Annotated in this window: 17 protein-coding genes; 10 read left to right on the top strand and 7 right to left on the bottom strand. The window is 57.0% G+C overall.

What is annotated here, in order from left to right:
- Window positions 1–49 precede the first annotated feature (49 nt).
- Both KO499_RS15220 and KO499_RS15225 read left to right on the top strand, forming a co-directional pair.
- The gene (locus KO499_RS15220; RefSeq protein WP_215984624.1) at window positions 50–847 is read left to right on the top strand and encodes a ParA family protein; all 798 of its coding nucleotides are present in this window, start codon (window positions 50–52) and stop codon (window positions 845–847) included.
- A 12-nt stretch (window positions 848–859) separates the two neighbouring features.
- Window positions 860–1195: a YqcC family protein gene (locus KO499_RS15225; RefSeq protein WP_215984625.1), complete on the top strand. Its 336-nt coding sequence runs from the start codon at window positions 860–862 to the stop codon at window positions 1193–1195.
- On the opposite strand, the gene nadC is transcribed toward KO499_RS15225, so the two are convergent.
- Complete coding sequence (nadC, locus tag KO499_RS15230) at window positions 1196–2035, bottom strand: carboxylating nicotinate-nucleotide diphosphorylase (protein WP_215984626.1); 840 nt, start codon at window positions 2033–2035, stop codon at window positions 1196–1198.
- Window positions 2036–2259: 224 nt separating this feature from the next.
- Between nadC and KO499_RS15235 the strand changes: the two genes are divergently transcribed.
- The 4 genes from KO499_RS15235 (at window position 2260) to KO499_RS15250 (ending at window position 8292) form a co-directional block, all read left to right on the top strand.
- Entirely contained in the window at window positions 2260–4557 is a 2298-nt protein-coding gene (locus KO499_RS15235) for a DUF1631 domain-containing protein (protein ID WP_215984627.1), read from the top strand.
- Window positions 4558–4689: 132 nt separating this feature from the next.
- A complete protein-coding gene (gene ampD, locus KO499_RS15240; protein WP_228340010.1) occupies window positions 4690–5253 on the top strand; it encodes a 1,6-anhydro-N-acetylmuramyl-L-alanine amidase AmpD in 564 nt (187 codons plus the stop codon).
- Window positions 5254–6141, top strand: a complete 888-nt coding sequence (locus KO499_RS15245; RefSeq protein ID WP_215984629.1) for a histidine kinase — start codon at window positions 5254–5256, stop codon at window positions 6139–6141.
- A 120-nt stretch (window positions 6142–6261) separates the two neighbouring features.
- A complete protein-coding gene (locus KO499_RS15250; protein WP_215984630.1) occupies window positions 6262–8292 on the top strand; it encodes a methyl-accepting chemotaxis protein in 2031 nt (676 codons plus the stop codon).
- A gap of 42 nt (window positions 8293–8334) precedes the next feature.
- Here the strand turns inward: KO499_RS15250 and KO499_RS15255 are convergent, their stop codons facing one another.
- The 5 genes from KO499_RS15255 to KO499_RS15275 all read right to left on the bottom strand — a co-directional run bounded on the left by KO499_RS15255 (window position 8335) and on the right by KO499_RS15275 (window position 14733).
- Complete coding sequence (locus KO499_RS15255; protein WP_215984631.1) at window positions 8335–8892, bottom strand: cob(I)yrinic acid a,c-diamide adenosyltransferase; 558 nt, start codon at window positions 8890–8892, stop codon at window positions 8335–8337.
- Window positions 8893–8905: 13 nt separating this feature from the next.
- Window positions 8906–9799: a ketopantoate reductase family protein gene (locus KO499_RS15260; protein ID WP_215984632.1), complete on the bottom strand. Its 894-nt coding sequence runs from the start codon at window positions 9797–9799 to the stop codon at window positions 8906–8908.
- A gap of 5 nt (window positions 9800–9804) precedes the next feature.
- Window positions 9805–12657 (bottom strand): valine--tRNA ligase, encoded by a 2853-nt coding sequence (locus KO499_RS15265; protein ID WP_215984633.1) that lies wholly within the window; start codon window positions 12655–12657, stop codon window positions 9805–9807.
- Window positions 12658–12740: 83 nt separating this feature from the next.
- A complete protein-coding gene (locus KO499_RS15270) occupies window positions 12741–13253 on the bottom strand; it encodes a DNA polymerase III subunit chi (RefSeq protein ID WP_215984634.1) in 513 nt (170 codons plus the stop codon).
- Window positions 13240–14733: a leucyl aminopeptidase gene (locus KO499_RS15275; RefSeq protein ID WP_215984635.1), complete on the bottom strand. Its 1494-nt coding sequence runs from the start codon at window positions 14731–14733 to the stop codon at window positions 13240–13242. The genes KO499_RS15270 and KO499_RS15275 overlap by 14 nt, the downstream gene beginning before the upstream one ends.
- Before the next feature lie 242 nt (window positions 14734–14975).
- Here KO499_RS15275 and lptF point away from each other — a divergent pair, with 242 nt between their 5' ends.
- Both lptF and lptG read left to right on the top strand, forming a co-directional pair.
- Complete coding sequence (gene lptF / locus KO499_RS15280; protein ID WP_215984636.1) at window positions 14976–16085, top strand: LPS export ABC transporter permease LptF; 1110 nt, start codon at window positions 14976–14978, stop codon at window positions 16083–16085.
- Entirely contained in the window at window positions 16072–17133 is a 1062-nt protein-coding gene (lptG, locus tag KO499_RS15285) for an LPS export ABC transporter permease LptG (RefSeq protein ID WP_215984637.1), read from the top strand. The genes lptF and lptG overlap by 14 nt, the downstream gene beginning before the upstream one ends.
- 24 nt (window positions 17134–17157) lie before the next feature.
- Here lptG and KO499_RS15290 read toward each other — a convergent pair whose 3' ends face one another.
- Window positions 17158–17712 carry an RDD family protein gene (locus tag KO499_RS15290; RefSeq protein ID WP_215984638.1) on the bottom strand — a complete coding sequence of 185 codons (555 nt, stop codon included), beginning with the start codon at window positions 17710–17712 and terminating at the stop codon, window positions 17158–17160.
- A 141-nt stretch (window positions 17713–17853) separates the two neighbouring features.
- On the opposite strand from KO499_RS15290, the gene alaS reads away from it, so the two are divergent.
- Complete coding sequence (gene alaS / locus KO499_RS15295; RefSeq protein WP_215984639.1) at window positions 17854–20484, top strand: alanine--tRNA ligase; 2631 nt, start codon at window positions 17854–17856, stop codon at window positions 20482–20484.
- A 105-nt stretch (window positions 20485–20589) separates the two neighbouring features.
- A complete protein-coding gene (locus tag KO499_RS15300; protein ID WP_215984640.1) occupies window positions 20590–21828 on the top strand; it encodes an aspartate kinase in 1239 nt (412 codons plus the stop codon).
- The last annotated feature ends 13 nt before the right edge of the window (window positions 21829–21841 follow it).

Raw genomic sequence — 21841 nt, forward strand, 5'->3', positions numbered from 1 at the left:
TCAGAGTGATGCAAACGGGCGATAACGGGTTCATCAAGGGAGAGACGAAATGAGACGGGTGGTATTCAACCAGAAAGGTGGTGTCGGTAAGTCCAGCATCACGTGCAATCTTGCTGCTATCAGTGCCGCTCGTGGAAAACGAACGTTGGTTGTGGATCTCGATCCCCAGGGAAACTCCACCCACTATTTACTGGGAAAGCCCGCCAGCGAACTGAAGGACACTGTTGCCGATATGCTTGAACAGACGGTTGCGTTTACCGTGTTCAATCGCCGGCCCGACGAATTTGTCCACGCCTCACCGTTCAAGAACCTGTTTGTGATGCCGTCCAGCCCTGAGTTGGATTTCCTGGAGCGTAAGCTCGAGGCCAAGCACAAGATCTACAAGCTGAGGGAGGCTCTGAAAAAGCTCGGTGAATCCTTCGATGCGATATATATTGATACTGCCCCTGCGCTTAATTTCTATACCCGGTCTGCACTGATTGCGGCCGAGCGCTGCCTGATACCGTTCGACTGTGACGACTTTTCCCGCCAGGCCTTGTACAACATTCTCCATGAGATTCGCGATCTCCAGGAAGATCATAACGAAGACCTTGTGGTAGAGGGGATTGTTGCCAATCAGTTCCAGCCCCGCGCCAGTTTGCCCAAGCAACTGGTCAGGGAGCTTACCGAGGAAGGCTTGCCGGTTCTTCCTGTGCGGCTTTCAAGTTCCGTTAAAATGAAAGAGTCCCATCAGAGCCGGCAGCCCCTGATTCATATGGCGCCCAAGCACCCGTTGACACGTCAGTACGAGGACCTCTTCCGGGTCCTGCACGGTGAAACAGTAGAGCTTGAGCCGCTCACCGATTGAAGCGAGATTGATATGACCGAATCCGGTAACCTGATCGGGCAGGTTGCAGACTGCCTTCTGGGCATTGAGATGGAGTTGCGCAATTTGGGGCTTTGGGAGTCTGAGGCACCTCCGGAAGAGGCTTTCCAGAGCGCTCAGCCATTCTGCCTGGATACTCTGGAATTCACCCAGTGGCTACAGTTTGTCTTTGTGGCCCGGATGAAGGTGATCATTGAAAATGACCACGCGTTGCCCTCGGCTTCCGGCATCGCACCCATGGCCGAGGAGCATTTTCGTGGACGTCGCGAGTCTGGCGACCGGTTGGTTCGTGAGCTTGAAGCAATCGACCGTTTGCTCAGTGGCGAATGATCAATCCAGGCGCATGGACAAGTCCACGGCTTTCACGTCTTTGGTCAGCGCCCCGATCGAGATGAAGTCGACGCCGGTCTCTGCAATTGGAACCAGAGTGTCTGCATTGATCCCTCCGGAGGCCTCGAGTTTTGCGCGACCCCTGGTGGTAGCAACCGCTGTTCGCATGTCCTCCAGTGAAAATTCATCCAGCATGATGATGTCTGCGCCGGCGGTCAGCGCTTGCGCGAGTTCGTCAAGGTTCTCGGTTTCCACCTCAACGGGCTTGCCGGGGGCAATCTGATGTGCGGCCTGAATGGCTTCGGCAATAGAACCGCAGGCAGCAATGTGATTTTCCTTGATCAGAAAGGCATCCCAGAGCCCGATACGATGGTTGAAACAACCTCCGCAGGTAACCGCGTATTTCTGGGCCAGGCGCAGGCCTGGCAAGGTTTTCCGGGTGTCCAGCAGGCGAACGTTGGTGTGGGCAACCCGGGTGGCATAGCCGGCGCACGCCGTGGCGACCCCGGAAAGGGTTTGCAGCCAGTTCAGTGCGGCACGTTCAGAGCTCAACAGACTTCTGGCAGGCCCCTCCATGGTAAACAATACCTGGTCTGGTGAAACGGCTTCACCGTCGGAGACCTGCCAGGTGAGTTCAACAGCCGGATCAACCTGCCGGAAAACCTCGTCGACCCATTCCGTGCCTGCAATGGTTGCGGTTTCCCGGGTAATAACGCGGCCTTGCGAATGCTTGTCGGCGGGTATCAGTTTGGCCGTGACATCACCATCACCGATATCTTCTCGCAGGCTTTGAGCAACATTTTCGATTCTGGCCTGACGAAGGAGTTCAGGGGGGATCATAGGGCAAAGTGTCCGATGCAGTGGGTTGTGGTCTTTCAGGGTTGCCAATTCTAAAGCGCAGCCTCTGAATCGCCAAATTCGTCAGTTTGCACTGCTAAACTGTGACGCAGTTCAGGTGTACACAAAAGGTGACAAATTCTGACACAAACTGACGTGAGCAGACCGTATGATCTAAAGTTAAGAAATTCTCGGGTATTCATTGGAACACAGGGCAAATAAGCGACATGGTGCACTACAACAAGGTTGTCAGCTTTTCAGGCAAAAAGCCGCCAGCCCGGTTCTCGTTGCCGGCTGAACTCGTTCGACTGCGTGACGCATCGGGTCAGTCTCTGAAGACTGTGCTTGCCAAGTTTTTTGACCGCGCAGATGACGCCCTGTTCGAGCTTGCCGACAGGGCTGGCTCAAACCTCGATCAGACCGCCTACTTTGACGCCATGCGCGAGCTCAGGCTCCGCCGCAAACCCATGGTTGTATCCATTCTCCAGTATGTCAGCCAGGCATTTAATGAAATCGGGAAATTTCAGCCCCAGCCATCGGGCAACTCTCTCGACGATGTTGATGGCGAATCACTGAGTCTCCTCGATCACTCCCAGCTTGAGCAGCAGGTGGCTGTCGACAATCTGATCAACAAACTCAGAAATCGTCACACGGAGCAGATTCGTCTGTTGACGGTGCGGGTTGGTCATATGGTGCCGGATATCGAGCTGAAGGATGCTCAGATGCCTCTGAGTCCTGAGATCATCTGTGGTGGTGTTGCCGAGGCCTGTTCCGATCTGGATATTGATATCCGGGCCAAGCTGGTGGTTCTGAAGTTGTTCGACCGTCTGCTGGTTGACACGCTGGGTGAGTTCTACAAAGAAGCAAACCGCACCCTGATTAACGAGGGGGTAATGCCTGATATGAAGCGGCCTCCTGCCGGCAAGGTGTCCACACGGGTGAGTCAAAGCCCGTCGGGCGAAGGTCACACGGTAACGGCCTCCGAGACTTTAGACAGTTCAGACTATGATGGCGAGGGCGTTTCTCAGTCCCAGGCCACCTTCTCAGAGCTCAGTGCGCTATTGCACCGCAGTGATGCCGGATCAACCAGCGAAGGGGTTTCTCCGGGCGAAGGTTACATTGATACCGACCGCCTCATGGCCCGTCTTACCGAGGCTCAGTCCAATAGCCGGCAATGGAACGATGGGACTGTTGTACCCCTGACTGAGCAGCTTCAACCCATTCTGCGCTCTGGCGAAGGGCATGGCCTCAACGTGGGACAGGTGGACAGCGATGTCATTAATCTGGTTTCCATGCTGTTCGATTTCATCCTTGAGGATCGGCACCTGCATCCGGTGATGAAGGCATTGATCGGGCGCCTGCAGATTCCGGTGCTGAAAGTGGCGTTAAGCGACAAGAATTTTTTCAATCGCGGTGGTCATCCGGTCCGCAAGTTGCTCAACGAACTGGCCCTCTCTGCCATCGGCTGGACCGAGAAGAAGGCCGGTCAGAAAGACCCGCTGAGGGAGAAAATTGAATCAGTGGTGGATCGGGTGCTCAGTGAGTTCACCACGAACGTCAAGCTGTTCGAGACGCTGCTGGAAGACTTCAGTCACTTCATGGATCTTGATCGCAGGCGTCGTGAGCTGGTGGAGCAGAGGCTTCGTGATGCCGAAGAAGGTCGGGCTCGTCAGGAACGGGCGTCAGAGGTGGCGGAAGCCTTGGTGCAGGACCTGACCGAGCAACGTGACCTTCCCGAGCCGGTGACCCGGTTGCTCAACGAGGCGTGGGTCAAGTATTTGCAATGGGTGGTTCTCAGAGAAGGTGAGGACAGTGATCGCTGGCAATACGCTGAAAACCTGACCGGACAACTGGTGTGGAGCGTGGACCCTCGTCCGGTCAATGAGTCCACCCGTGGCGAGTTATTGCGGGCGATTCCTGCCATCGTGGATGACCTCCGAAAAGCACTGCAGGAAATCTCCTGGGATCCGTTTGCCACCGATGCGGCGATTCGTGATCTTGAACTTGCGCATGTGGATGTTTTTCAGCGTCTGGTAACGGCGCCGTCCCGTCCCGAATTCGCTGAGGAACCGGCGGATGTGCTCCAGCCTCAAAAGCCTGTGGATACGGTCGAGGCAACTCCGGCACCTGCTGAAGTGGTCAATGAAGTTGTGGTGCCAGGTGCGTCTGTTGCGACAGCGGTTGAAGCCGTCACCGAGGCTTCAACCGAGGATAGCGGAATAACCGGGACAGCCGATCCGGTGTCGTCTCAGTGGCTGCAAAAGGCCGAAAGCCTCCGTGTAGGCTCCTGGATTGAACTCACTCGTGACGAAACCAGGATTCGCTGCAAGCTTGCGGCTTTTATCAAGGCTACCGGGAAGTACATTTTCGTGAACCGCAGTGGTGCCAAAGTGGCCGAGTATTTCCGTCAGGAACTGGCTGAAGACATGGAAGCCGGGAACATCGGGATGCTGGATGATGGCCTGATTTTTGACCGGGCACTGGAATCGATCATAGACAATCTCCGCAGCAGCCGTAAGGACTGATTCATAGCAACCGTGGCAACTTTGTGATTCAATCAGGGCGTGTAATACTCTGAAACTTTTGGAATTACTGTGCCCGATTCAGACGTTTTCTCCGAACGCCTCTCAACCCCCGGTACCGATGGAACGTCGCTTCTGAAAACCGGGCGTGTGCCTTCCGCACACTGGTGTCCATCACCGAACTTCGGGCCCCGCCCCGATGGTGCCAACATCTCGTTACTGGTTGTCCACAACATCAGCCTTCCCCCAGGCCAGTTTGGCGGGCCGGAAATAGAAGAGTTTTTCTGCAACCGGCTTGATCACTCGGCGCATCCTTATTTCCAGACGATTGCTGGCATTCAGGTATCGGCGCATCTGCTGATTCGTCGCGATGGCAGCCTTGTTCAGTTTGTCAGCCTGCTTGACCGGGCCTGGCACGCCGGCCGCTCGTGTTTTGCAGGGCAGGAGGAATGCAACGACTTTTCCATCGGGATTGAACTTGAGGGCACCGACGAGATTCCGTATACCCCGGAGCAGTACCGGGCGCTCGCAGAAGTGACGGAATTGATCATGTTTGCCTGGCCGGACATCACCAGCGATCGTATCACCGGCCATTGCGATATCGCCCCTGGCCGCAAGAGTGATCCGGGTCCGTCTTTTGACTGGGCGTATTTCCGGGAAGTACTGCGAACTGCCCGATCATCCCGGAGGAGTGTCTGAATGGAATTCATCGTGTTTCTGTTTGCATACATGGTGCGCCGGCGTCTGGATTCCCTGGATCTGATCTCGGGTGAGGAGCTTTGGCGAAACTGGTTCCGAAATGGCCGCCGTGCCCGGGCGGGTCATGAAGCCGGAATCATGGCCGGACTGGTATTGGTTTTGCTCCCGGCCCTTCTCCTCGGGTTGGCAGAGTATCTGTTGGTGTCATCAGGCTGGCGGATGGCAGCGTATCCCCTGGAGTTCCTGGTGCTGGTTGTTCTTATGGGCACGCCAGGCTGGTCGAAGTTGCTCGGAGTTTACGCACAGGCGTGGCAGCGGGGTGACATGCAGTCGGCCTGGCATCATGTGAAAGATCGTTTGCCTGCAGACGAGCGTGGCGCGGCACTGTCGCCGGAGGCCATGCACCTGTCTTTGTCCAAAACACTTATGGTCTCTGTGTTTGAGCGCTTTTTTCTTGTGGCGTTCTGGTACGTGGTCGGCGGTATCGGTCTCGCGGTACTGGCTCGCGGGTTGGTCGCGCTGGCTGAACAATGGCCCCAGGCGCCAGCCAGGCCACGTTTTGCACGACTGTCAAACCTGATGGGCTGGATTCCCGCAAGGCTTCTCTCGCTGACCTTTGGGATTGCCGGAGATCTTGCTGGGTGGCTTAGGGAAACTCGTCGAACCCTTACCGGCGTTACCAGAGGCGTCGGAGAGGTGCTTATGATTTCGGCCAATGGGGCATTAACCGGATACGCACTGGACCCTGCGCGTTTTTCCCGAATTCACCCGGACGAGTGGACAGCGTTCGGAGGGCGAAGCCTGAAAGCCGTCAGGGATCTGCTGAACAGGAGCATGCTGGTATGGATATGTACGCTTGCTCTACTGGTTATTTCCGGAGTCGTCTGAGGTCTACTCTCAGAAGAGTTACAGTTCAACAACAAAAAAAGCTCAAGTTTCTACGACTTTAGGCGACAATATAAAAAAAGAAATAACGTTCAGTCTTTACTCGCCAACGTGAGGGACCCTGTGAAGCGACTCATCTATCCTGCTATAGCCTTGATGAACAGGCTGCCGATGGTTTACAAATTCAGCCTCATCAGCATTCTGTTCCTGTTGCCGATTGGGGGCCTTTCGTGGCTTACCGTTTCCGAGCTGAATCGTTCGGTCCAGACTATGACCGGCGGCGTTGAGGGACTTGAACAGCTCCGTCAGGTGGATCGGCTGGTAGATGCTGCCATGGATTATCGTGATTACCGGTCGCCGGCGATCATGAAGGATGAGGCCACTATTGCGGCCTTGTCGGGGAAGGCGGCCAGCGAGATTGACGAGATCCTGTCGCTTCTTAATGCCGAGGAGCGTTCTTTTGATACGTCCGGCTCGTGGGCCGAGCGGGTCGAGGCTCTTCGTCAGGAATGGGAGCGTCTGCAGGCAGATGATAGCTACCAGGGCAGCTTCGATCCGCAGTTCAAGTATTATCAGGAGTTTGTCCTGAAAGCACAGGCTCTGCTCTCCGCGACGATCGAAATATCAGGGCTCGGGGAGGGGGTGTCGGGGGAGAATCAGCTGATTCTCGGTCTGGTGCATGACTCACTGCCCGCTGCACGCACAGTTATCGGGCGTGCAAAGTCCTACGGAACCTTCGCGCTGGTTGAAAGCCAGGTGGGATATGCCCTGAGCGAAACCCTGAACGAAATCTATGATCAGTTGACCAATCGTAGCTCATTACTCTCACCGGCCTTGGCGCTTGCCTCGGAGGCTTCTCCGGCTTTTTCGCAGCAGGCTGGCAACGCTATTCAACGGGTTGATGAGAGTCTGATGGTGGTACGGGACCAGCTTGACCATAACGTGATTACGCCCATGCGCCTGGAAATGCCATGGGCCGAGTACGATGATCTGATGTCTGCGCAGCTGGCATATTATGACCAGCTCAAGATGGTCGCTTTTGGAGTGCTTGATGCCAATTTGAGGACGCGGCTTGAGAGTGAGAAAAGCCAGCGCCTGTTGATTGTTGTTGCCCTGGTTGTTGTGCTCCTGGTGGTTGTCTATCTCTATATCGGTTTCTTTATGTCAGTGCGCACAGCCATTAACCGCTTTAGCAAAGCTGCGCGAAGCGTTGCTGCTGGTGATATGACGACGCGTATCAGTTTGCCGAATCGTGACGAGCTGGGAGAACTGACCACCGAATTCAACAACATGACCGACCGGATCGCAGAGCTGATCCGGTCGGTCAGTCGAACCACAGCCGAAGTGGATCAGCAGGCGGTTCGGGTGAACGACACGGCTGCAGCCAATAGCGAGGCGGTGGCGCGGCAGATGGAAGAAAGTGGCCAGATCAATGAAGCCATGAACCAGATGGTTGAGGCGGTCCATGAAGTGACCGAAAGTGCTCACCGGGTTGCTGACAGCGCCAGTAACGCAGAGCATGATACTGAAACCGGGCGGGAAGTGGTTGCTGATACAGTTGTAACCATCAACACGCTTGCCGGGGAGATATCCGGTTCTGTAGAGGTGATCAACCGGGTCAGCAAGGACAGTGACAACATCAGCCAGGTGCTTGTCGAGATCAAGGCGATTGCAGAGCAGACAAACCTGCTGGCCCTGAATGCCGCTATTGAGGCAGCCAGAGCTGGTGAGCAGGGGCGAGGCTTTGCCGTGGTCGCCGATGAAGTGCGTTCGTTGTCCCAGCGCACCCACAAATCGACCGAAGAGATTGAGGGCATGATCTCACGGCTGCAGAGCGACGTGAAAGATGCGGTGCTGTCCATGACCAGCAGTCGCGATGCTACTGAGGCAACGGTGCAGAAGTCTGGTGAGGTGACGGAAGCTCTGGACGGCATCGCCAGGGGTATCTCGGTGATTGTCGATATGAGTCATCAGATTGCCCAGGCGGCCGAGGAGCAGTCTGCCGTTGCCAAGACCGTGAATTCGAACGTCGAGCAGATTGGTGAGCTGGGACAGAAGACGGCCGCCAATGCAGACGAGACACTGGATTCCTCAAGAGAAATGTCGCAATTGACAGCCTCACTTCAGCGATTGGTGGAGGCCTTCAAAGTCTGATTACCGCCAGTCCTGGCATGGGCGAAAAGAAAAATCCGGCCATCAGAGGCCGGATTTTTTTTGTTCCCAGAGAATTTCTTCACCGCCTTCGCGGCGGGCAAGCACCCGGGCAATCACGAACAACAGGTCCGAAAGCCGGTTCAGATAGTGCCGGGAGGCGGTGTTGATGGAATCTTCATGGCCGAGGGCGACGACCACACGTTCTGCCCGACGGCAAACGGCGCGGGCAAGATGACATTGGGCGGCACCAGGGCTGCCGCCGGGCAGTACGAAGTTCTTCAGGGGCGGCAGGTCGTCATTGTGTTGATCCAGGGTCGCTTCCAGCCAGCCGATATGCTCGTCGCCGATCACACGACTGCCAGGGATGGCAAACTCACCCCCAAGGTCAAAGAGGTGATGCTGGATGCGGCGAAGGCTGTCGACCAGTTCGTCGTCGCTGTCCAGGGTTTCAATCAACAGTCCGATATGGCAGTTCAGCTCGTCAGCGGTGCCCATGGCTTCAACCCGCTGTGCATTCTTGGCAATACGATTGCCATCGGCCAGTCCCGTGGAGCCATCATCTCCGGTGCGGGTATAAATCTTGGAAAGGCGATTGCCCATCAGTCTGCTCCTGTTAATGTGCCGACAATTGTTGTACCCGTTCTGTCAGCATTTGGTTCACCGGTGTCTCTATACCAAGGTCATTTCCCAGTTTCATCAGATATCCGTTGATAAAGTCTATCTCGGTCCGGCGCCCCTGGAGAACATCGGCGCGCATGGATGAGGTGTTGCCGGCGGTGCTGAGAGCAACGCCCTCGATTTTCTGTCTCAGGGCTGCCGGTGACTCCCTGTCCTGACCTGCGGCTTCCATCAGTACCGATAATTCCTGACACAGGTCTTCGATGGTGTCCTGGTAGAGCGGCGCGTTCAGGATCCCGCCGTTGGGGCAGTCCAGAATGGCCGTATAGGGATTGATGCCGGCATTGATAATGAGTTTCTGCCAGAGACGCCTGAGGATGTTCTGCTCCGGATGAATGGCCAGGCCGCTGGCTTGCAGCAAGGCTACCGCCCCCTGGAGACAGGGTCGGGCGGGCTCGGTCATCGGTCCCACCCAGGTATCACCGGTGCCGGCGTGGACCAGCAGGTCCGGCTGCGGCCGGTTGGCGCCTTCGGTGGTGCTGGCCGCCAGGATGGGGCGCTCCGGCCATTGGCCAGCTACGGCTTGCTGGCTGCCGAGGCCGTTCTGGAAAAGAAGGATCGGAGTGCTTTCGGGTAACCGGTCAACTATCCCGGCAATGGCGTCCAGGGTGTCACCAGCCTTGGTAGTGACCAGAATCAATTCGGGCTCGTCGATGGCTCTGAGGAAGGGAGTCCGAACTGTCGATTCCGGCCCGTTGAAGGGCCGGAACCGGTAACTGAGATTATCCCGGAGCGGCTGACCGGGCCTGGCCAGGTACCCAGCACTGCCGGCTGGCAGTGATGCGCCCCAAAGCCTGCCCAGTGAGCCTGCACCGAGAATCCCGATCATGCAGGTTACATGGCCTCGATTTCGGCCCTTTGCTGGCTCAGGCGGGCCTGGCTGCTCTGGGCATCACGGAGTTTCTCCTGTTCTTTCTCAACCACTTCGGCTGGCGCCTTGGCGGTAAACTTCTCGTTACCCAGCTTGCCTTCGAGGCGGCCAATTTCCTTCTGCAGGCGCTCCAGTTCCTTATCCAGGCGCTTGAGCTCTGCATCCTTGTCGATCAGGCCAGCCATGGGAACCAGTACTTCCATGTCACCGACGAGCTGCGTGGCCGACATCGGTGCTTTGTCGCCGTCAAACCAGTCGAGGCTTTCCAGCTTGGCAAGAGAACCCAGGAACTGGCGATTGTCGTTCATGCGACGCTGGTCTTCGGCTTCCTGGCCCCGCAGCAGGACGGGAATCTTTTTCGCCGGGGAGATGTTCATCTCGCCACGGATGTTCCGTACCGCCACAATGACGCCTTTGAGCCACTCAATGTCAGCGGTAACGGCTGCATCCTGCTTGCTGGCATCAGGCTGGGGGTAGGGCTGCAGCATGATGCTGTCGCCACTCTTGCCGGCAAGAGGCGCAATCCGCTGCCAGATTTCCTCGGTAATGAACGGCATCATGGGGTGAGCCAGGCGCAGGACGGCTTCCAGCACGCGCACGAGGGTGCGACGGGTGCCACGCTTGGCCTCGGCACTGGCGTTTTCGTCGTTGAGTACCGGCTTGGACAGCTCCAGGTACCAGTCGCAGTATTCGTTCCAGATGAACTCGTACAACGCATAGGCGGCCAGATCGAAGCGGTACTGATCCAGGTGACGAATAACCTCCTGTTCGCAGCTCTGCAGTTCACTGACGATCCAGCGGTCGGCCAGGGACAGCTCCACCGGCTCATCGTTGATGCCGCAGTCCTCGCCCTCGGTGTTCATCAATACGTAGCGAGCAGCGTTCCAGAGCTTGTTGCAGAAGTTGCGGTAGCCTTCCAGGCGCTTCATGTCCCAGTTAATGTCACGGCCGGTGGTGGCCATGGCTGCCAGGGTGAAGCGAAGGGCATCGGTGCCATGAGCCGCAATGCCCTCGGGGAATTCCTTCTGGGTGCGTTTGCCGATTTTCTCGGCCAGCTTGGGCTGCATCAGGTTGCCGGTGCGCTTCTCCATCAGGTCATCGAGGCTGATGCCATCGATCATATCCAGTGGATCAATCACATTACCCTTGGACTTGGACATCTTGTCACCGTGCTCGTCCCGGATAAGGCCGGTGACATACACGGTATGGAAGGGAACCTGCGGCGTGCCATCTTCGTCTTTCATGAAGTGCATGGTCATCATGATCATCCGGGCAACCCAGAAGAAGATGATGTCGAAGCCGGTCACCAGCACATCGGTCGGATGGAAGGTTTTCAGGCGTTCGGTAATCTCCGGCCAGCCCAGGGTGCCGAACGTCCACAGGGCAGAGCTGAACCAGGTATCGAGAACGTCGTCATCCTGGCTGAGTTCAACATCGGCGGGCAGGTTGTGCTTTTTGCGAACCTCGTCTTCGCTGCGGCCCACGTAGATATTGCCCTGTGCGTCGTACCAGGCCGGAATCCGGTGACCCCACCACAGCTGACGGGAAATGCACCAGTCCTGAATGTCGCGCATCCAGGCAAAATACATGTTCTCGTACTGTTTGGGCACGAACTGGATACGGCCGTCTTCCACCGCTTCAATAGCTGGCTTGGCCAGGGTCTTGGCATCGGCAAACCACTGATCGGTGAGCATGGGTTCGATGATCAGGCCAGAGCGGTCGCCCCGGGGAACGCTCAGCACATGATCTTCGATGTTTTCGACAAGCCCCTGAGCTTCCATGTCGGCAACGATCTGTTTGCGGGCGGCCTCTCGGGTCAGACCTGCGTATGCGCCCGGCATGGTGCCGTCGAGTTCGGTGTTTTCGGTGCCGTCAGCATTGAAGACCTCGGCCAGCTCCCGGATATTGGCATCCTGGGTCATGACATTGATCATCGGCAGGTTGTTGCGCTTGCCGACAGCGTAGTCGTTGAAGTCGTGCGCGGGGGTAATCTTCACGCAGCCGGACCCTTTTTCCGGGTCGGCGTGGTGATCGGCTACGATGGGGATGCGACGATTTACCAAAGGCAGCATGACGTGCTTGCCAATCATATGCTGGTAGCGCTCGTCTTCCGGATGTACGGCAACGGCGGTGTCGCCCAGCATGGTTTCCGGTCGCGTGGTCGCGACAATCAGATAGTCCTTGCCGTCCTGGGTTTTGACACCGTCGGCCAGGGGGTAACGCAGGTGCCAGAAGAAGCCCTTCTCTTCCTTGTTCTCCACTTCCAGATCGGAAATTGCGGTATGCAGTTTCGGATCCCAGTTCACCAGCCGTTTGCCGCGATACACCAGGCCTTCGTCGTACAGGCGGATGAACACTTCCTGAACGGCCTTGTAGAAACCGTCGTCCATGGTGAAACGTTCGTTGTCCCAGTCCACGGAATTGCCGAGGCGGCGAATCTGGCGGGTGATAGTGCCGCCGGAGTGTTCTTTCCAGTCCCAGATGCGCTTGATGAACTCGTCGCGGCCCAGGTCGTGGCGGGTTTGGTCTTCTTCCGCGGCCAGCTTGCGTTCAACCACCATCTGGGTGGCGATGCCGGCATGGTCGGTGCCAACAGTCCATAAGGCGTTGCGGCCCTGCATACGCTTGAAGCGTGTGAGGGTATCCATGATGGTGTGCTGGAACGCGTGGCCCATGTGCAGGCTGCCGGTAACGTTGGGTGGCGGGATGGCGATGCTGTAGGAATCGCCTTCGCCGCTGGGGCGGAAGTACCCTTTGGATTCCCAGTTTTCGTACCACTGGCGCTCGATGTTTTCTGGCTGGTAGGTTTTTTCCATGGGGTTCTGCAGTGACCGTTGGTTGATTCACAAGGGAAATTTCAGACGCCCGATTATACATGGTCGCCCTGTTTGCGGCGAACCTAACGGTTCCTCTGATCATGAACCCGGGGTTCTATCCCGAGCGTCCGCAATTGCCTGAAATGTGAGCGGGCCTGATTCAGAACATCCGGATCGTTTTGGGCAACCAGAGCAAGCCGTTTAAACCGGTCTGCATTCGCCGGCAAGGTTGCCGAGAGAATGATGACGGTATCCCAGTCCTCGGGAACAGGAGGGCATAGCAGGATGCCGACAGGATCGGGGCAGGTCGTCTCAGAATCCGGTACAAGGCTGTGGGGGATAAAGGCGTCGGGGCGGAAGCTCCAGAGCAGGTCGTCCAGTTCTTCGGCGTGTTGCATGGTATCGCAGACGACGCACACGCGGTCACCCTGCTGCCAGGCTTTGTCCACAAGTTTGGCGGCGTGGAGGTTGCGGGCGGCGGAGGTGTTCTGGGCAAGTATGTGGAACCAGTAGCGTTGGTTCCTGTCTTCCTGTCCGGAGTGCCCGGCAGCAGGGCTGCCGGGCTCCGGGGAGCTGGTGGAATTACTTTCCTGCATGGGACATCAGGTAGTCGACCAGCAGAGGCACCGGACGGCCTGAGGAGCCTTTGGCTTTGCCGGAGTGCCAGGCAGTACCGGCGATGTCCAGGTGGGCCCAGCGGTAATCCTTGGCGAATCGGGACAGGAAACAGGCGGCGGTGATGGTGCCGGCCGGGCGGCCGCCGATGTTGGCCATGTCGGCGAAGTTGCTGTCCAGCTGACTCTGGTATTCGTCCCACAGGGGCAGGCGCCAGGCACGATCACCAGCGCGCTCACCGGCGGCCAGCAGTTCGTTGGCCAGCCCGTCGTTATTGGCAAGCAGGCCGGTGGCGTGGTTGCCCAGGGCAATGATGCAGGCACCGGTCAGGGTTGCCAGATCAATAACGGCGGCGGGGTCGAATTTCTTCACATAGGTGAGGGCGTCACACAGTACCAGGCGGCCTTCTGCGTCGGTGTTGAGAATCTCAACGGTCATGCCGGAGAGGGTGGTGACGATGTCGCCCGGGCGAGAAGCGCTGCCATCCGGCATGTTTTCGGCAGCGGCAATGACGGCCACCACGTTGATCCTGGGCTGGGTTTCAGCCAGTACTTTCATGGCGCCGAAGACACTGGCTGAGCCGCCCATGTCGTATTTCATTTCGTCCATGCCTTCGCCGGGCTTGAGGCTGATGCCGCCGGTGTCGAAGGTAATACCTTTACCAACCAGCACATGGGGCTTGTCCTTGGCCTTACCGCCACGGTATTCCATGACGATCAGCCTGGGAGGTTGGGCGCTGCCTTTACCCACGGCCAGAATGGTGTTCATGCCCATTTTTGCCATCTGCTTTTCATCCAGCACTTCGGTCTGGATGCAGTCGTAGTCCTTGGCCATCTTCCGGGCTTGCTGAGCCAGCCACTCGGGGTGACAGATGTTGGGCGGAGTATTGCCCAGATCCCGGGTAAGGTTCATGCCACGCCCGGTGGCGAGGCCCAGGTTGAAGGCGTCTTTCAGGGCTTTGCCGGCACCGGAGGCAAGTACCACCACTTTGTTCAGCTTGCGGGCTGCGGGCTTTTCGCTCTTGAAGTCGCTGAAGGTATAGAGCTGGTCTTCCAGGGTACGCCCGATCAGGCTGAGACGGGCCACTTCGGAGCTGACGGCCTCTTCGCCCGTCACGCTGGTATCGGTCAGGGCGACCGCGATGCTTTTTGACGGACCGTCTTTAAGGGCGGTCATCATCGCGATCAGAGCCTTGCGGTAGTTTGTCGGGCTGCGATCGGTATCTTTACCGGTGCCGACAACCAGCAGACGGCTCCAGGGCTGGTCTGTCAGGGGGACAGTGGCGGTACTGGCGTTTTTGCCGGTAATGTCGCCGGCCTTCTGGAGTGTCTTGATCAGCCCGCCCAGTGCTTCATCGACCTGACTCGTCGAATCCGGCCAGGTGCCCTTTTCAGGCAGGCCGATAACGAGGCAGTCCGCTTTGGTGCTGGCGATGGCTTTACTGCTCAGGCTGAAATTCATGGCAACTCCTGTTGATTGTTCGCGAGACATCCGCCGGCGGCGGGAATCGTTCTTGATGGTGATCTAGTCTAGCATTGGGGCAGGCAGTGAAATTATCAAGCGATTGCTATAGCTACCGGGCCCGGCCAGACATTCATGTCGGTGTAATACTGCTGCTCTGTCATTCGGCACCAAGGTTACATAGAATACGCGCTGTTCCCAGCATCCTCCACGTTTCAGCGGATACGGCCAGAGAGACCGATTTGAGCATTATTTTCCGTTACCTCATTCGTCAGATCATGATCAGCATGATTGCCGTTTCGGGCATCCTGCTGATGGTGTTCATGAGTGGCCGGTTCCTGAAATATCTCGACAGTGCCGCCCAGGGAAGTATTTCGGCCGGCGTGTTGTTTGAGATCATGGCATACCGTTTTCCGGGGTTCCTTGAGCTGATACTGCCGCTGGGTCTCTTTATCGGCATCCTGCTCGCCTACGGGCGCATGTATCTTGAGAGCGAGATGACCGTGTTGTTTGCCTGCGGCGTCAGTGACAAGGCGTTGTTGGCTAAAACCCTTCTGGGCAGTCTCCCGGTCATGGTGATTGTCGGTGTTATGAGTCTCTATGTGTCTCCCTGGGGTATGAATCAGGTTGAGGAGATTTTCAATGAGCAGCGAAAAGCCACGGAATTCGAGATGCTGGCCCCGGGCCGCTTCCAGGATTTCTCCTCGGGCGGGCGGGTTACCTATACCGAAGGCCTGAGTGAAGACAAACGGCAGTTGCAGGGCGTTTTTATTGCGGAATACGCAGCAGACGGCCAGGGGCTGACAATCATCACCGCAGAGTCTGGTTCCCAGCTCGTGGATCCGGAGACCGGAAGCCGGTTTCTTATCCTGGAGAGAGGAGGCCGGTTTGACGGTACTGCAGGTCAGCTTGATTACAACGTCATAGATTTCGAGGCCTATGGTCTGAAAATCGAAAGCGGTAATGCGGGAACCCGGGAATTGGAGGAGGGCGCCAGTACTTTGAGCCTGATGCAGTCAGACCAGCTGGAAGATCGGGCCTTGCTGCACTGGCGTTTATCTTTGCCCCTGATTGTTCCCGTCGTGACGCTGTTGGCTGTGCCGCTCAGCCGGGTTAATCCTCGCCAGGGGCGGTTTTTCCACCTGCTCCCGGCGATGCTGGTTTATATCACCTATCTGGGATTGCTGATTGTTGCCCGGGATTGGCTGGCCGAGGGGCAGGTTCCGGAGTGGATAGGTATGCTCTGGGTTCATGCCCTGTTTCTGGGGCTCGGTCTCTGGCTGCAGTTTGGCCCTGCCTGGTTGCATCGCAGGCGCCTGATGCGGGAAGGAGGTGCCCATGCGCAGGATTGACGGCTACGTCATGAGAACCGTGGGCGGCGCCATGTTTCTGGTCATGGTGGTGGTACTGTCGCTTGATCTCATCTTCGCCTTTATTGCCGAGCTTGAGGATACCCGGAACAATTACCAGACACTTGAAGCTCTCTGGTATGTCTTTCTGACCCTGCCGCGCCGCATCTATGACTATCTGCCACTGGGCGCCTTCATGGGGTGTCTTGTGGGGCTGGGGTCCATGGCCAGTTCATCGGAGCTGACCGTTATCCGGGCTGCCGGTGTCTCGCTCAAGCGCATTGTCTGGTCGGCCATGAAGCCTGCTCTCGTTGTGGTCATTCTCGGTGTACTCATTGGCGAATACGTGGCCCCGCCGGCAGAGCGTGTGGCGCAGAGTGACAAGGCGGTAGCCCTGGGCGCCGGGACCAACGTGGCTTCGGCCTCCGGGGTATGGCACAAGGAGGGGAACGTCTACATTCATCTGAACGCGGTTCAGCCCAGCGGTGTGCTTCACGGGGTTTCGCGTTTCAGGTTTGACGAAGACAGGCAGCTGCGTTCAGCCAGCTTTGCGGAGCGGGCAATATACCAGGGCGATTACTGGCTTCTGGAGAAGGTCCACACCACGGAATTCGAAGACGACAGAGCCACCCGTTCCGAGAACCAGACACTGAAATGGGAAACGGGTCTGTCCCCGGATGTTCTGAGTGTCCTGATTGTAAAACCGGAAAATCTCTCCATGACCGGTTTGTTTACCTACGCCCGTTACCTGGGCGAGCAAAACCTCAATGCCTCGCGCTACTGGCTGGCATTCTGGAAGAAAGCCTTGATGCCACTCGGCACGGCTGTGATGGTACTGGTCGCGATATCCTTTATATTCGGGCCATTGCGTTCGGTGACCATGGGCTTCCGGGTGTTTACCGGCTTGCTGGTAGGGCTACTCTTTAAGTACATGCAGGACCTGCTGGGGCCCATGAGTCTTGTTTACGGCTTCAACCCGATGCTGGCGGTATTGGTGCCCATTGCAGTGAATGCCATGGTCGGGGCGGTCTTGATGCGACGGGCCGGTTGAAAGGCCCGTCGGGATCCCGGGCAGTTACTTTGCGGTGCGCTTTTTCGTACCGGCTTCCTTGGGAATCGAGACAACGACGCTGTCAGACAGGCGGTCAGTCACCGATAGACCGTTGATCGGATAGAACAGTGCGATCATAGCCGGAATACTCAGAAACAGAGTGGCTTCCCCGAGGTAGTAGCTGGCAAGCAGTGTCAGGAAGATGACTGCAGCCGCTGTTACGTAACGTCTGAGTGCTTTGGTCCAGCTCACAGAGGTCCCGTCAATGTTTTCTATGCGGATTCGCCACACCTGCATGCCAAGAGTCTGGCCAATGCGGGTCCAGAAGTAGCCGAAGAACAGGTAAAGGACCAGGAACAGGGTAAATGTCAGCCCCGGATCTCCGGAGAGCTGGCCTGTCTCGGCCATGTGTTCATAGTGATCCCAGCCGGTCATCCAGCCGGCGACCATGGTGTACGCCCAGGTTGCGACAAGCAGCACGGCAATGCTGATCAAGCCGTCGTAAATAATGGCGAGGGCGCGCTTCAGTGCAGTGGCTGGCGGGAATAGTTCCTCGGCGTCATGGAAGCGTCGGGGCATGGAATCTCCTGTGATGTTTCACGTTTTTCCTGTTCTCGGCGTGTGCTAGAGTAGCGGATTTGCACAAGCATGTAAGTACTCGTATTCAATCGCGGACCCGGGGGCATTTCCTCCGGGTTTCTGGAAAGGTATCAAAGGGCTATGAAAACCGCAGAGTTGCGACAGGCATTCCTCGATTATTTCAAGCAACAAGGTCACACCATTGTTCCAAGCAGTTCGCTGGTACCTGCGGACGACCCCACATTGCTGTTTACGAATGCGGGCATGAACCAGTTCAAGGATCTGTTTCTCGGTCGTGAAGAACGTGACTATACCCGGGCAACCTCCACCCAGAAATGTGTCCGCGCCGGTGGAAAACACAACGACCTTGAAAACGTTGGCTACACCGCCCGTCACCACACCTTCTTTGAAATGCTGGGTAACTTCAGCTTTGGTGACTACTTCAAGCGTGAGGCGATCAACTTCGCCTGGACGTTCCTCGCCGGTGAGCAATGGTTGAACCTGCCCCAGGAAAAACTCTGGGTGACCGTTTACGCGGAAGACGACGAAGCCTTCGATATCTGGAACAAGGAAATCGGGGTGCCGGCCGAGCGCATCATTCGCATCGGCGATAACAAGGGTGCCCGTTACGCGTCCGACAATTTCTGGCAGATGGGCGATACCGGTCCCTGCGGACCATGTACCGAGATTTTTTACGATCACGGCCCGGATGTGGCTGGAGGTCCTCCGGGGTCGCCAGAAGAAGACGGTGACCGTTATATCGAGATCTGGAACGTGGTGTTCATGCAGTACAACCGGACCGCTGACGGTGAGATGCTGAAGTTGCCCAAGCCCTCGGTTGACACCGGCATGGGCCTGGAGCGAATCACGGCGGTTCTGCAGGGTGTGCATAGCAACTACGAGATTGATCTTTTTCAGGACCTTCTGGCGCAGGCTTCCGTGATTCTTGGTGGTGCGGCCACCACCGAGGCGTCACTGCGGGTCGTTGCCGATCACATCCGCTCCTGTGCGTTCCTGATTGCGGACGGTGTGATGCCCTCCAATGAGGGCCGTGGTTTCGTGCTGCGCCGGATCATTCGCCGGGCGGCTCGCCATGGTAACAAGCTGGGCGCAACCGGACCTTTCTTCCACAAGCTCACCGGTGCCCTGTGTGAGTTGATGGGTGAAGCCTTCCCGCAGCTGGTAAGCAGTCGCAAGCAGATAGAAAAAGTGCTGTTGCAGGAAGAAGAGCAGTTTGTGAAGACCCTGGACAAGGGGCTGCGCCTGCTCGAGCAGGATATTGCCGAACTCAAAGGTACCGAGATTCCGGGCGAAACCATCTTCACGCTCTACGACACTTACGGTTTCCCGGTAGACCTGACCAACGACATTGCTCGTGAACGTGGCCTGACGCTGGACTATGACGGCTACGAGAAAGCCATGGAAGAGCAGAGGGAGCGTGCTCGTGCTGCCAGCAAATTTGGCATCGACTACAACGCTGCCGGACTGCAGATTGAAGGCAAGACCGAATTTACCGGCTATGACCATATTGATGGCCAGGAAAAAATCCGTGCGGTGATCGTTAACGGAGAGGAGAAAACCGCAGAGGCGGGTGATGAAGCGGTTGTGGTTCTCGAACGCACGCCGTTTTACGCTGAATCCGGCGGCCAGGTGGGTGACACCGGCCTGCTGACCTGGAGTGGTGGCCGTTTCAAGGTGACGGACACACGTAAGGAAGGAGACAACCATCTGCATCTGGGTACCCTGATTGAAGGGGAGCTGTTCCCGGGCCTGGAGGTGGATGCGCGGATTGACCACGCCCGCCGTGATCGCACCAAACGCAATCATTCCGCCACGCACCTGCTGCACGCTGCTCTGCGAAAAGTGCTGGGAGAGCATGTGAGCCAGAAAGGATCACTGGTGGATCCGGACAAGCTGCGCTTTGATTTCTCCCATTTCGAGGCGGTTACTCCCGAACAGCTGAGGGAGATTGAGCGTCAGGTGAATGAGCAGATTCTGGAAAACAGCCTCGTGCACACTGAAATTACCGACATGGAAAACGCCCAGGAAAAGGGCGCCATGGCACTGTTCGGTGAAAAGTACGGTGATGTGGTGCGGGTACTCAGCATGGGCACCGACAGCTATTCTGTCGAACTGTGCGGGGGTACCCACGTGTCCCGGACGGGTGACATTGGCCTGTTCCGGATTACGTCAGAAAGTGGCATTTCCTCCGGTGTTCGCCGTATTGAGGCGGTCACTGGTATGGGCGCGCTGGACTGGATTGATGGCACCGAGCGAACCCTGAGAGAGGCAGCCCGTCTGGTGAAAGGCGCCCGTGACACGGTGATCGAAAAGGTTCAGCAGACCGTTGACCGTAATCGGCAGCTCGAAAAGGAAGTGGACGCCCTGAAGGCAAAACTTGCCTCTTCGGCCGGGACGGACCTGGCGAGCACCGCGATCGATGTGGCTGGCCTCAAAGTGGTGGCTGCGGAACTTGAAGGCGCAGATCGCAAGGCTTTGATGGAGACCGCTGATCAACTCAAGAACAAACTCGGCGAAGGCGTCGTTGTTCTTGCCAGCGTTGAGGACGGAAAAGTGACACTGGTTGCCGGTGTAACCAAGTCCGCCACTGGCCGGGTCAAGGCCGGGGATCTGATGAAGCATCTGGCAGCTCAGGTTGATGGCAAGGGTGGAGGACGCCCGGATATGGCCCAGGGAGGCGGGAACGATCCGTCAAAGCTTGAGGGTGCGTTGGCGGGCGTCGCCGGCTGGGTCGAAAAAAATAGCGCTTAAGCAACTGTTTTTGTGAGCGGGCAGGGGTTTATAATCCCGCCCGCTTTTTTTGATTGGCGGAGCTGTGCTTCGCTGTTGGTCCCCGTTTCGGATATTGGGAAAACAATGGCTCTGTTGGTTCAGAAATATGGTGGCACGTCGGTTGGAACAACCGAACGTATTGAAGCGGTAGCCGACAAAGTGAGTCGGTTCCGGAAAGACGGTCACAGTGTGGTTGTCGTGGTTTCCGCCATGAGCGGTGAGACCAATCGACTGATCGGCCTCGCGAGCGATATCATGGAAGAGCCGACGCCCCGTGAGATGGACGTGCTCGTTTCCACTGGTGAGCAGGTAACGATTGCGCTCTTGTCCATGGCCCTGCAAAAGCGTGGGTGTGATGCGCGTTCCTATACCGGGTCTCAGGTGCGAATTCTGACTGACAGCAGTCATACCAAGGCGCGGATAAAACAGATCGACGAGCAGCGGATGCGCGAGGATCTTGATGCCGGTCGGGTCGTTGTTGTCGCTGGATTTCAGGGTATGGACGACAATGGAAATATCACCACCCTGGGACGGGGCGGCTCTGATACCACGGCAGTGGCATTGGCGGCAGCGCTCAAGGCAGACGAGTGTCAGATCTATACAGACGTAGACGGTGTGTACACAACCGATCCCAGAGTTGTTGACACCGCTCGCCGGCTGGACAGGATTACATTTGAAGAAATGCTCGAGATGGCGAGTCTTGGCTCGAAAGTACTCCAGATCCGGGCGGTCGAATTTGCAGGTAAATACAACGTTCCGTTAAGGGTTCTCTCCAGCTTCCAGGAAGGTGGAGGTACCCTGATCACTCTTGAGGATGAAAACGCCATGGAACAACCGGTTGTTTCCGGCATCGCTTTTAACCGTGATGAAGCCAAACTGACAATTGCCGGCGTCCCGGATACCCCGGGCAGCGCATTGCGTATTCTGAAGCCAGTGAGCGATGCCAATATCGAAGTGGATATGATCGTTCAGAACGTTGGTGAGGATAACCGGACCGCCTTCACGTTCACTGTGCATCGCAATGATTTCAAGCGTGCCAAAGAGGTTCTTCAGCGGGTTGCAGACGAGCTCGGCGCCCGTGAAGTCGCCGGTGACGGTAAAATTGCCAAAGTCAGCATTGTTGGCGTGGGCATGCGCTCCCATGCGGGGGTAGCTACCCAGATGTTTGAGTCACTGTCCAATGAAGGCATCAACATCCAGATGATTTCCACATCGGAAATCAAGATTTCTGTGGTGATCGATGAAAAATACCTGGAGCTGGCGGTTCGTGCGCTTCATAGTACCTTTGAGCTGGATAAGGCTGCAGTATCTGAAGAGGCCTGACACCCGCAAGTAA

This window comes from Marinobacter sp. F3R08 (assembly GCF_018860425.1).
GTDB lineage: Bacteria > Pseudomonadota > Gammaproteobacteria > Pseudomonadales > Oleiphilaceae > Marinobacter.